This is a genomic window from Achromobacter anxifer, assembly GCF_903652925.1.
In the GTDB taxonomy this organism is placed as follows: Bacteria; Pseudomonadota; Gammaproteobacteria; order Burkholderiales; family Burkholderiaceae_B; genus Achromobacter; species Achromobacter anxifer.
Genome location: NZ_CAHLAR010000003.1, coordinates 154898 through 166775 on the forward strand (window position 1 = coordinate 154898; position 11878 = coordinate 166775).

The window sequence follows — 11878 nt, forward strand, 5'->3', positions numbered from 1 at the left end:
GCCGGACTGGATCGGGGCGGACCGCATCAGACCGGGCCGCGCCAAGCCGTGCTGCATCGAGCCGAACTGCACCAGGCGACAAGCGTCCCGACAGCCAGTACCGCGACGCCGAACCGGGCAGCCGTTCCGGCCGCACCCCGCAGCGCGCGCCGCGCCTGCGCGACGACCAGTACATCGCTCCGGCCACGCCAGCGGGACGCTTCTACGACCCCTTCGAGGACGACGGCCCCGCCCCTGAATACCAGGCGGAGCCCGAGCACGAATCGGATTTCGCCCGCGACCGCGACCACGGCCATGGCCACAGCCAGGAACATGACCGGGACCACGACCGGGATCACGACCGCCGCGAGCCGGCCGTCGAGGTCCGCAGCCGCCGCCCGCGCGAAACTCGCCAGGCGGAAGTGTTTCCCATCTTCGCCCCCTGCCCGCAGGGGCTGGAAGAAGCGCTGACGGCGGAAATGCAAGCGCTGGGGTTCGAGGACGCCCAGGCCGGCCGCGCCGGCTGTTCCTTCACCGCCGACTGGGCGGGCGTGCAGCGCGCCAACCTGTATTCGCGCCTGGCGACCCGCATCCTGGTGCAGGTGGCCCATGCCGAGATTTCGCACGAAGACGACATCCTCGACCTGGCCCGCGACACCCCTTGGGAACGCTGGTTCGGCGCTGAACAAACCCTGCGCGTGGACACTTCGGCCATCAAGAGCCCGGTGCAGAGCCTGCAGTACTGCAATCTGCGCGCCAAGGACGGCATCTGCGACCGCTTGCGCGACCTGGAAGGCGAGCGCCCCAGCATCGACACGGTGCGGCCGGACGCGCGCGTGCACCTGTTCCTGACCGGGCATACGGCCACCCTGTACCTGGACACCTCCGGCGAATCGCTGTTCAAGCGCGGCTGGCGCCTGGACAAGGGCGAGGCGCCGCTGCGCGAGAACCTGGCCGCCGGCATGCTGGCGCTGGCGGGCTGGGACCCGGCCGCGCCGCTGCTGGATCCGTTCTGCGGATCGGGCACCATCCTGATCGAGGCCGCCTGGATCGCGCTGGGCGTACCGCCGGGCATCTCGCGTCCGTTCGGCTTCGAACGCCTGCGCGGCCACGACGCCTACCGCTGGCGCGACCTGAAGGACGACGCCCGTTCGCGCATCCTGCCGCAGCTGGATGCGCCGCTGGTCGGCTACGACCTGGACCCGCGCGCCATCGAGTTTGCCCGCAACAACGCCGAACGCGCCTGGCTGACGGAAGACTCCATCCGCTTCGAGGTCGGCGACGCCCGCCATGTGACGGCGCCCGCCGACCATGGCTGGATCGTCACCAACCCACCCTACGGCGAGCGTATGGGGACGGAACAGGACGCCGACCTGTGGCGCGACTGGGCCACCTGCCTGAAGCGCAACTTCGCCGGCTGGCAATTGCACGTCATCACCAGCGACCTGACCCTGCCCAACCAGTTGCGCTTGAAGCCCAAGCGCCGCGTGCCGCTACACAACGGCTCGCTGGATTGCCGCCTGTTCGGTTTCGAGCTGGTCGCCGCCGGCTACCGCGACGCCTGAACGCGCCGCCACCCCGGGGCGGCTCCGCCCTGGGTAAACCCTGTTCCCCAGCCTTGCGCCCACCCCTGAATCGCGCGTTGTAAACGCGCCGCAATATGGTGCGCGTATCTTTGCTTATGGTGTCCCCCGGCATCGTTTTTGGGCATCATCGCACCAAGGTGTTGCCAATCCGCACTGGCCACTTGCACATGTTCAGGGTTAACCCTATAATTCGGGTTATCCCTAGTAGCTAAACAAACAGTGCAAGCCCGTGGAGGCTATTGTGATCAACCCGAACAACACCATCCGCCTGACCGACGAACTCGAGCGCCAACTGATGCTCCAGGCTATTGAAGAACAATTCCGTCCGCACCCGATGCGGGCGTTGGCCGCCGGCCTGCGCAAGCTGGCCCACGGCGTCCGTGCCCTGGCTGGCAAGACGAGCGCCAAGAACGCGCACTCCGCCGCCTGAGCAAGGCCCAGGCCTCAGGCCTGAACAGTTTTCCCCTTGGGGGCTGCACAGCCCCTTTTAAGACCCACCCTTACCGGTGGGTTTTTTTTTGCCTTGGAAGGCCCGGGCTTTGTCGGATAATAGCGACCCATGACGACCGACGCCCTCCTAGACCAGACCCCCAACCGGCTGCGCCGGTTCGCCTGCATGATGTACGAAGCCGTGCTGCTGTTCGGCGTGGTGTTCCTGGCGGGCTACCTGCTCGACACCCTTACCCAAAGCAAGAACGCGCTGGAATTACGCTCCGCCCGGCAGGCCTGGCTGTTCTTCGCGATCGGCGCGTACTTCGTGCTGTGCTGGCGCCGCCGCGGGCAGACCCTGCCCATGAAGACCTGGAACATCCGCCTGGTCGACCGCGACGGCAACACCCCGTCCACGCCCCGCCTGGTGCTGCGCTATGTGCTGGCCTGGCCCCTGGTGCTGGCCGGCGCAGCCCTGGTCTGGGCCGCGTCCAGCGCCACCGGCTGGGCGTCGATGGACATGTTCATCGTCGCCGCGCCCTTCAGCATCTTCATCTGGTCCTGGTTCGACCCCGACGGCCAGTTCCTGCACGACCGCATCCTGGGCACGCGGCTGCGCAACGCGCCGCGGCACAAAAAGGCCCGATAACGGCGGATCCGGCGCCAAGGAATAGACGCCGCATACATTCAGCGACAAACAGCAACATCGTGCGCCGAATTAGCCGCTTGCTTTCAGAAAGTTGAAAGTCGACCGCAAAGACAATGGGGCCCCTTTTTTCAAGACGCCCCGGAACCATCATGCGCGCTTTCCTTTCCCGTTTTGCGCTGGCCGCCGCCAGCGCCCTGTTCCTGCTCCCCGCCGGCGCCAACGCCCAAAACGCGGCCGCCCAGCAGGAAATCGAAGCGGCCACGAAAGCCGCCTTCGCCGCCGCCCAGGAAGGCCCGGCTGACGTCAAGCTGGGCGAGCAGGCGGTCGTTCACCTGCCCGAATCCATGTTCTTCGTGCCGCGCCTGCAGGCGGACCGCCTGATGGCGGCCTACGGCAACGGCAAGGATCCCTCGCTGCTGGGCGTGGTGATGCCCAAGAGCGACGATGACGACTGGGTCATCACCGTCAATTTCGACAAGGCCGGCTACATCAAGGACGACGACGCCAAGAACTGGAACGTCAACGAACTGCTGGACAGCCTGCGCGAAGGCACGGAACAGTCCAACGAAGAGCGCAAGAAGCGCGGCTTCCCCGAGCTGATCATGGACGGCTGGGTCGAAGCGCCGAAATACGACAGCAATACGCAGCGTCTGGTCTGGTCGGTCGCCGTCAAGCACAAGGGCGAAAGCGCCACCGAAAACCCCACGGTCAACTACAACACCTACGCGCTGGGCCGCGACGGCTACATCACGCTGGACCTGATCACGCAGAAGAGCCTGGTGCCGAAGGACAAGACGGCCGTGCTGACCCTGCTGGACAACCTCACCTACGTCGAAGGCAAGCGCTACGCCGACTTCAACTCGTCGACCGACAAGGTGGCCGAGTACGGCCTGGCCGCCCTGGTGGCCGGCGTGGCCGCCAAGAAACTGGGCCTGTTCGCCGTGATCGCCGCCTTCCTGGCCAAGTTCGCCAAGGTCGGCGTGCTGGCCGCGGCGGCGCTGGGCGGCGGCCTGTGGAAGCGCCTGCGCTCCAAGAAGGCCGACCAGCAGCAGTCCTGATCGGCAGGCCATGAAGCTGCTCCTGCTGCTGCTGTCGGGCTTCAAGTACCTGAAGTTCGGCAAGCTGCTGGCCACCGGCGGCACCATGCTGCTGTCGGTGGCGGCCTATGCCTTTATCTTCGGCTGGCGCTACGCCGCCGGATTCGTGCTGTTGCTGCTCATGCATGAGCTGGGGCACTACGTTGCGGCGCGCCAGCGCGGGCTGGACGTCGGCGCCCCGGTCTTCATTCCCTTTGTCGGCGCCTGGATCCAGCTGAAGGAGCTGCCGCACGACGCGGATACCGAGGCCTACGTGGGCCTGGGCGGCCCCTTCGCCGGCACGCTGGCGTCGCTGGCCTGCTATTTCGCCGCGCGCGACACGGGCAGCGACCTGCTGCTGGCGTTGTCCTATGCGGGCTTCTTCATCAACCTGTTCAACCTGATCCCGCTGTCGCCGTTCGACGGCGGACGCATCACGGCCGTGCTGTCCCCCCGCATCTGGCTGGCCGGCGTGCCGATCCTGGTCGCCCTGTTCTTCTGGCGTCCCAGCCCCATCCTGATCCTGGTGGCGGTGCTGGCCTTTCCCAACGTGCTGCGGGCCTTCCGCTACGACCCCTCGCTGCCGGAAAACCAGGCCTATTACGGCGTCTCGACGGAAAGCAAGCTGACCTATACCTGCGCCTACCTGGCGCTGGTGTGCATCCTGGCCGTGATGGCCCACGACGTGCACGAAATGCTGGCCTCGGTGCGCCGCTGAACGGCGGCGCGCGCCGTCACAACAGCGTCATGTAACCTTCACGTTCCGGTCATCGCCGGATGGTTTCATTCCCAGGCATGAGCACAGCCCCTGGGAACGCTACCGTGAACGAAATCCGCCCCGCGCACTGGCGCGCCCTCTGGATTTCCGATATCCACCTGGGCACCGCCGGGTGCAAGGCGGAATTCCTCCTCGACTTCCTGGACCACAACGATTCCGACACCCTTTATCTGGTGGGCGACATCGTCGACGGCTGGCAGTTGCGCAAGCACTGGCACTGGCCTCGCGCGCACAACGACGTGATCCAGCGCATCCTGCGCAAGGCGCGCAACGGCACCCGGGTCGTGTTCATTCCGGGCAACCATGACGAATTCGCACGCGAATTCGCCGGCTTCGCGTTCGGTGACATCGAAATCCTGGACGAGGACGTGCACATCACCGCCAAGGGGCAGCGCCTGCTCGTGCTGCACGGCGACCAGTTCGATGGCGTGATCCAGCACAGCCGCTGGCTGGCCCACCTGGGCGACGGCCTTTACCAGTTGGCGCTGTGGATCAACCACCATTTCAACCGGCTGCGCCACCGCCTGGGACTGCACTACTGGTCCCTGTCCCAATACCTGAAGCACAAGGTCAAGAACGCCGTGTCCTTCATCACGGACTTCGAGGAAGCGCTGGCGGGCGAGGCCCGGCGCCGGGGACTGGACGGCGTGGTCTGCGGCCATATCCACAAGGCCGAGTTGCGCTACGTGGGCGAGATCCTGTACTGCAACGACGGCGACTGGGTGGAAAGCCTGTCCGCCCTGGCCGAGACCCACGACGGCCAGCTCCAGTTGCTGGACTGGGCCGCCGTCATGGCCGAGCGCGAGGCCGACCCCGCCGCCCGTCCGCCGCGCTCGCTGACCTTGCCCGCCCTGCCCTCGGCACTGCGCCGCCAAGGCAAACACCCGTGATAACCCGTATGCGTCCCCGTTACGCAACGGGGATGTTGCAGTTCACGGCCCTCTAGGTCATGCTTGCATCTGGGGCAACGGGCGAACTTGACCCGTTCACGCTGCAACATGCTCACAACATAGGGCCATGAACGACCAATATCAGGCGCTCTACCAAACATTCCGCTGGCTGGTACCCACCCAGTTCAACATCGCGGAAGCGTGCTGCCACCGCTGGGCATCCAGCAGTCCGGATGCGCGGCGCATTGCCATCTACTATGAAGATGAATCCGGCAACCGCGAGGTCTGGACCTATGCCCGCCTGGCGGAAGCGGTCAATCAGCTGGCCAACGGCCTGGTGAAAATGGGCGTGGGGCGCGGCGACCGCGTCGGTGTGGTTTTGGGGCAACGCCCTGAAACCGTGGTGGCCCACATGGCCATCTACAGCGTCGGCGCCGTGGTGCTGCCGCTATCCGCCCTGTTCGGGCCGGAAGCCCTGGAAAGCCGCCTGCGCGACTCCGAAACCCGCGTCGCCATCGTGGACCACGCCTCCAGCGCCAACCTGCTGGCCGTCAGCGACAACTGCCCCAACCTGCAACAGATCATCGGCATCGGCTTCGCCGACGAACGCGTGCTGCCCTGGCGCAGCCTGCTGGCGCGCCAGCCCAACGAATTCAAGATGGTCCAGACCCGTTCGTCGGATCCAGCCATCCTGCTCTATACCTCCGGCACCACCGGCGCGCCCAAGGGCGCCCTGCTGCCGCACAGCGTGCTGATCGGCAACCTGCCGGGCTTCGTGGCCTCGCAGGACTGGTTCCCCAAGCCCGCCGACGTGTTCTGGTCGCCCGCCGACTGGGCCTGGACCGGCGGCATGATGGACGCCCTGCTGCCCACCCTGTACTTCGGCCACCCCATCGTCGGCACGCGCGGCCGCTTCTCGGTCGAACGCGCGTTCGAACTCCTGGAGCGCTACCAGGTCACCAACACCTTCCTGTTCCCCACCGCGCTCAAGATGATGATGAAGGCGGTGCCGGAACCCCGCAACCGCTACCAGCTGGCCCTGCGCTCCATCATGAGCGCCGGCGAGAACGTCGGCGAAACCGTGTTCGACTGGTGCCAGTCGGCGCTGGGCGTGACGCCCAACGAAATGTTCGGCCAGACCGAAATGAACTATGTGGTGGGCAACAGCCAGAAGCGCTGGCCCGCCAAGCCGGGCAGCATGGGCCGCCCCTACCCCGGCCATAACGTCGCGGTGCTGGACGAGGACGGCAAGCCCGTGGCGCCCGGCGGCACCGGCGAGATCGCCGTCAACCGCCTCGACATCCACGGCTACCCCGACCCGGTGATGTTCCTGGGCTACTGGCGCAACGAAGCCGCCACCCAGGCCAAATTCAAGGGCGACTGGTGCCTGACAGGCGACCTGGCGAAGATCGACGCCGACGGCTACCTCTGGTACGCGGGCCGCGCCGACGACGTCTTCAAGTCCGCCGGCTACCGCATCGGCCCCGGCGAGATCGAAAGCTGCCTGATCGGACATCCGGCCGTGGCCAACGCCGCCGTCGTGCCCAAGCCCGACGCCGAGCGCGGCGCCCTGGTCAAGGCCTATGTGGTGCTGACGCCGGATTTCGCGCAGCGCGACCGCAACGACATCATCGAGAACCTGCAGGAACACGTGCGCGAGCGCCTGGCCCCGTATGAATACCCCAAGGAGATCGAGTTCGTCGACGAGCTGCCCATGACGACCACCGGTAAAATCCAGCGCCGCATCCTGCGCCTGCGCGAAGAAGAGCGCTCGCGGATGACCGCAGGCATTACAGACGCGCAGCACGCCCCCAAGGCGTGACGCCGCAACCGGAGACTAAGGCATGCCCATCTACCAGCTCGACGACCTGATCCCCCGCATCGACCCGGCCGCCTATGTGGCCGACAGCGCCGACATCATCGGCAACGTCACGCTGGAGGCCGGCGTCAGCATCTGGTCCAACGTGTCGATCCGCGGCGACAACGACGCCATCCTGATCCGCAGCGGCACCAATATCCAGGAAGGCAGTGTGCTGCACGTGGACGACGGCTGTCCCATGACCATCGGCCCCAACGTCACGGTGGGCCACCAGGCCATGCTGCACGGCTGTACCATCCATGAAGGCGCACTCGTGGGCATGCAGGCCATCGTGCTGAACAACGCCGTCATCGGCCGCAACTGCCTCATCGGCGCCGGCGCCATCATCCCCGAAGACCGCATCATTCCCGACAATTCCCTGGTCATCGGCATCGGCAAGATCGTCCGCGAGCTCTCGGACGAAGAAATCGCCAATCTGCACAAGAACACCGCCCATTACGTGGCGCGCGGCCAACACTACAAGACGGCCCTGAAGCGCATCGGCTGAGCGCCCCTCGGGCAGCCGCCCGACCCTGCTGGCGGCAGGGGGAATAGGCCGGCCCGATCGGCTAACATTCCCCCATGACCGATCAGCTCAAGAAATACCTTACCGAAGACCGCAGCGTCCGCATCCAGGCCGTGCGCCTGGACGCGACCTGGAAGGCCGTGCAGGCCAATCACGACTATCCCCCCGCCATCACCCACCTGCTGGGCGAACTGGTGGCGGCGTCCACCCTGCTGGCAGCCAACATCAAGTTCGACGGCTCGCTGGTGCTGCAGATCCAGGGCGACGGCCCCATCGCCCTGCTGGTGGTGGAATGCCGCAACGACCTGAGCCTGCGCGCCACCGTCAAGATGCGCGAAGGATACGACGTCCCCACCGACGGCAACATGCAGAGCCTGCTGAACCCGGGCGGCAACGGCCGCTTCATCGTGGTGCTGGACCCGCAGCGCAAGCTGCCGGGCCAGCAGGCCTACCAGGGCATCGTGCCCCTGCAGGGCGACACCGTGGCCGAGGCGCTGCAACACTACATGAAGGCCTCCGAACAACTGGACACCCGCCTGTGGCTGGCGGCCGACGCCGACCATGCCGCCGGCATGCTCATCCAGCGCCTGCCGTTCCACGGCGGTGCGGACGCGCCGGTCCTGACGGAACAGGGCGCCGCCGAGACCTGGGATCGCACCTGCGCGCTGTCCGGCACCCTGCAGCGCGACGAGTTGCTGGCCACCGACATCGACACGCTGATCCATCGCCTGTACTGGGAAGAAACCCTGGTGGCGTTCGATCCGCTGTCCGTGCGCTGGCACTGCCCCTGCACCCGCGAGCGCGTGGCCAGCATGCTGCGCACGCTGGGCCAGGAAGAGATCGACAGCATCATCGCCGAACGCGGCCAGGTCGACGTGTCCTGCGATTTCTGCGGCAAGCCCTACAAGTTCGACGCCGTCGACTGCGCGACCTTGTTCTCGTCCAACGCGGCTCCCGCCGCGGACGAACCTCCCACGGTGCACTGAACCGCGCCGGCGGCCTGGCCGCCGGGACGTTTCCGTCACGCCGGCTTATCCTCATCGACAGGCGGCCATGCCTGCGCCAGACTGCGCAGCCATGACCGCCTCTTTTCATGCCCTTCCGCACCGCCAGCGCGGCGCCGCCGCCGTCGAATTCGCGGTGGCGGCGGCCTTGTTGCTGCTGCTGGGCCTGCTCGCGATCGAAGCGGCTCTCTGGCAAGGCGCGCGCCAGATGGCCTATCTGGCCCTGATGGAAGCGGCGCGCGCCGGCGCCACCGCGCACGGAGACCCGGCACGCATGCGAGCGGCCTTTCTGCAGGCCCTGCTGCCGCGCCATGCGGGCACGCAGGGCGTGGACCACGCCCGCCGCCGCCAGGAACATGAACAGGCCGAGCTGGCGGCCATTTCAGGCTCCGATCCCTGGCGCATCGAAGTGCTGCTGCCGGACGAACAGTCGTTCCGCGAACATGCCCGCCCGGGCCTCAAGGTAGCCGCGGCGGCCGGCCTGCGCGCCATCGACAACGGCTACCAGGACCTGCAACACGCGCGCCGGCCGCCGCGCCCGGGCGGCCAGAGCATATTCCAGGCCAATACCTTGAAACTGCGCCTGACCTACCTGCACAAACCGCTGCTGCCGCCCTTGCGGGCGCTGCTGGCCGCGCTGGCGGTCGATGCCGCCAGCTATGCCGGCAACGCGCAAGCCCGCGGCCTCCTGCCTGTGCGGATGGAACTGGAAACCGAAATGCACTCGCACCCGGTGGATTGGGCGCACAGGGCGCCACAACCCGCCGGCATCGTGTACGGCGAGTGCCGCAGCCTGCGCTGCGGGTAATGGCAATGGTGGTGAATGAGCGAGCGCCGCGGCGGGCGCTCAGTGCCGGGTGTTGGCTTGGTTGGCGGGCTTGGGAGCCTGGGCGGCAGGCCGGCCGGCAGGCGCGCTGGCGCGCGCGGGAACGGCCGGCTTGGCCGCGGCGTCGGACGCCAGGGATGCGCCGCCAGCCGGCGGCTGCGTGTTCTGGGGCAGGATGTGCACGAACACTTCGCCGTCGCGCATCATGCCCAGTTCGCCGCGGGCGCGTTCCTCGATGGCGCCGGAGCCTCCTTCGAGGTCGCGCACTTCGGCTTCAAGCGCGGCATTGCGCGCGCGCAGGCCCTCATTGGTCTCGCGCTGCTCCGCCACCTGGCGTTGCAGATCCCAGACCTTGAACCACCCGCCCTTACCCAGCCACAGCGGGTATTGGATCAGGCCTAGCAGCACGAACAGCACCAGGAACAACAGGCGCATACGCGGGAACCCTCAGCAGTCGTGGCGTGGATGCGGCCCCAGGCTTGCGCCCGGGGCTGCTAGTCATCAACGCAGGTTGTAGAACGCTTCCAGGCCCGGGTACGACGCGACTTCAGCCAGCTCTTCCTCGATGCGCAGCAGCTGGTTGTACTTGGCCATGCGGTCCGAACGGGACAGCGAACCCGTCTTGATCTGCATGGCGTTGGTCGCCACGGCGATGTCGGCGATGGTGGAGTCCTCGGTTTCGCCCGAACGGTGCGACACGACGGCGGTGTAGCCGGCGCGCTTGGCCATTTCAATGGCGGCGAAGGTCTCGGTCAGGGTACCGATCTGGTTGATCTTGATGAGGATCGAGTTGGCCACGCCCTTCTGGATGCCTTCGCGCAGGATCTTGGTGTTGGTGACGAACAGGTCGTCGCCCACCAGCTGCACCTTCTTGCCCAACTGGTCGGTCAGCAGCTTCCAGCCATCCCAGTCGTTTTCGGCCATGCCGTCTTCGATGGAGATGATGGGGTACTTGTCGCACCAGGTGGCCAGCAGGTTGGTGAACTCCTGCGAGGACAGCGAGATGCCGCCTTCGCCGGCCAGCGTGTACTTGCCGTCGCGGTAGAACTCGGAGCTGGCGCAATCCAGGCCCAGGGCGATCTGCGTTCCCGGCTCGTAGCCGGCTTCGGTGATGGCCTTCAGGATCAGCTGGATGGCGGCTTCGTGGCTGGCCACGTTGGGCGCGAAACCGCCCTCGTCGCCCACTGCCGTGGACATGCCCTGGCCGTGGATCAGCTTCTTCAGCATGTGGAAGACTTCAGCGCCCCAACGCAGGGCTTCACGGAAGCTGCCTGCGCCCACCGGCAGAATCATCAGTTCCTGCAGGTCCAGCGTGTTGTTGGCGTGCGCGCCGCCGTTGATGACATTCATCATCGGCACGGGCATGCTCATGGGGCCGCTGCCGCCGAAATAGCGGTACAGGGACAGGCCCGACTCGTCGGCGGCGGCGCGGGCCACGGCCATGGAGGCGGCCAGGATGGCGTTGGCACCCAGGCGTTCCTTGGACTCGGTGCCGTCCAGCTCGATCAGGGTGCGATCGACGAAGGTCTGTTCCTGGGCGTCCAGGCCCATCAGGGCTTCGGAGATTTCCGTGTTCAGGTTTTCAACGGCGCGCAGCACGCCCTTGCCCAGATAACGGCTCTTGTCGCCGTCGCGCAGCTCGATGGCTTCGCGGGCGCCGGTGGAAGCGCCCGACGGCACGGCCGCGCGGCCCATGGCGCCGGATTCCAGCAGCACATCGCATTCCACGGTGGGGTTGCCGCGCGAATCCAGAATCTCGCGGCCGATGATATCGACGATTGCACTCATGACTTTACATTCCCTGAACGATAAACATATTCATGACGGCCGCGCCTTCGCGGGCATTGCGGGCGCGGCGGTACTGCCAGGAGTCGTAGAAAGCCTGGGCCGCGGTCATGGAGGGGAATTCCATGACGACGGTGCGGCCGGGCTCACGGCCCTCGAGGTGCCTGGATTCGCCGCCACGCACCAGGATCTTGGCATCGTACGCGCGCATCGCGAGCGTGGACAGACGCTTGTAATCCTCGTATTGCGCGGGCTTGGTCACTGAGACGTCGGCGATGAGGTAGGCACTCATGGGATTCCTTCAGAGCAGTTGCGTTGGTTTCGGTCTGACGCCGGATACGGCGAAGCCGCCAGTGTCGCGCAAGGCGGCCCGGCGACGCATATCCGATGCTAATTGGTTGTATCCGAAAGAAGCGCCGCCGTACAGGGCGGCGCTGGGGCGAAGGCCCGCGGTCCCGAAGATCCGCTTACGGAACTCGAGACCGCAGACGC

At 66.6% G+C, this 11878-nt stretch carries 13 protein-coding genes; 10 read left to right on the forward strand and 3 right to left on the reverse strand.

What is annotated here, in order from left to right; all coding sequences use genetic code 11:
• The first annotated feature begins 173 nt into the window (after positions 1-173).
• From HWY37_RS09970 to HWY37_RS10015, 10 genes are all read left to right on the forward strand, one after another.
• Positions 174-1544: a THUMP domain-containing class I SAM-dependent RNA methyltransferase gene (locus HWY37_RS09970; protein WP_420872162.1), complete on the forward strand. Its 1371-nt coding sequence runs from the start codon at positions 174-176 to the stop codon at positions 1542-1544.
• Positions 1545-1806: 262 nt separating this feature from the next.
• Entirely contained in the window at positions 1807-1995 is a 189-nt protein-coding gene (locus tag HWY37_RS09975; RefSeq protein ID WP_006393542.1) for a hypothetical protein, read from the forward strand.
• Between the two features lie 129 nt (positions 1996-2124).
• Positions 2125-2643: an RDD family protein gene (locus tag HWY37_RS09980; protein ID WP_175206323.1), complete on the forward strand. Its 519-nt coding sequence runs from the start codon at positions 2125-2127 to the stop codon at positions 2641-2643.
• A gap of 149 nt (positions 2644-2792) precedes the next feature.
• The gene (locus HWY37_RS09985; RefSeq protein ID WP_175206322.1) at positions 2793-3701 is read left to right on the forward strand and encodes a DUF2167 domain-containing protein; all 909 of its coding nucleotides are present in this window, start codon (positions 2793-2795) and stop codon (positions 3699-3701) included.
• Positions 3702-3711: 10 nt separating this feature from the next.
• The gene (locus HWY37_RS09990; protein ID WP_175206321.1) at positions 3712-4437 is read left to right on the forward strand and encodes a site-2 protease family protein; all 726 of its coding nucleotides are present in this window, start codon (positions 3712-3714) and stop codon (positions 4435-4437) included.
• Positions 4438-4514: 77 nt separating this feature from the next.
• The gene (locus tag HWY37_RS09995) at positions 4515-5387 is read left to right on the forward strand and encodes a UDP-2,3-diacylglucosamine diphosphatase (protein WP_175206320.1); all 873 of its coding nucleotides are present in this window, start codon (positions 4515-4517) and stop codon (positions 5385-5387) included.
• 127 nt (positions 5388-5514) lie between these two features.
• The gene (locus tag HWY37_RS10000) at positions 5515-7209 is read left to right on the forward strand and encodes an acetate--CoA ligase (RefSeq protein WP_175206319.1); all 1695 of its coding nucleotides are present in this window, start codon (positions 5515-5517) and stop codon (positions 7207-7209) included.
• A gap of 22 nt (positions 7210-7231) precedes the next feature.
• The gene (locus tag HWY37_RS10005) at positions 7232-7753 is read left to right on the forward strand and encodes a gamma carbonic anhydrase family protein (RefSeq protein WP_175206318.1); all 522 of its coding nucleotides are present in this window, start codon (positions 7232-7234) and stop codon (positions 7751-7753) included.
• 74 nt (positions 7754-7827) lie between these two features.
• Positions 7828-8757, forward strand: coding sequence for an Hsp33 family molecular chaperone HslO (hslO, locus tag HWY37_RS10010; protein ID WP_176088560.1), 930 nt, complete (start codon positions 7828-7830; stop codon positions 8755-8757).
• Between the two features lie 91 nt (positions 8758-8848).
• Positions 8849-9583 carry a TadE/TadG family type IV pilus assembly protein gene (locus HWY37_RS10015; protein ID WP_246302251.1) on the forward strand — a complete coding sequence of 245 codons (735 nt, stop codon included), beginning with the start codon at positions 8849-8851 and terminating at the stop codon, positions 9581-9583.
• Between the two features lie 39 nt (positions 9584-9622).
• Here the strand turns inward: HWY37_RS10015 and ftsB are convergent, their stop codons facing one another.
• The 3 genes from ftsB to HWY37_RS10030 form a co-directional block, all read right to left on the reverse strand.
• Positions 9623-10036 carry a cell division protein FtsB gene (ftsB, locus tag HWY37_RS10020; protein ID WP_175206315.1) on the reverse strand — a complete coding sequence of 138 codons (414 nt, stop codon included), beginning with the start codon at positions 10034-10036 and terminating at the stop codon, positions 9623-9625.
• A 66-nt stretch (positions 10037-10102) separates the two neighbouring features.
• Entirely contained in the window at positions 10103-11389 is a 1287-nt protein-coding gene (gene eno, locus HWY37_RS10025; RefSeq protein WP_175191069.1) for a phosphopyruvate hydratase, read from the reverse strand.
• A gap of 4 nt (positions 11390-11393) precedes the next feature.
• Positions 11394-11678, reverse strand: coding sequence for a DUF1330 domain-containing protein (locus HWY37_RS10030; protein ID WP_042792438.1), 285 nt, complete (start codon positions 11676-11678; stop codon positions 11394-11396).
• Positions 11679-11878 lie beyond the last annotated feature (200 nt).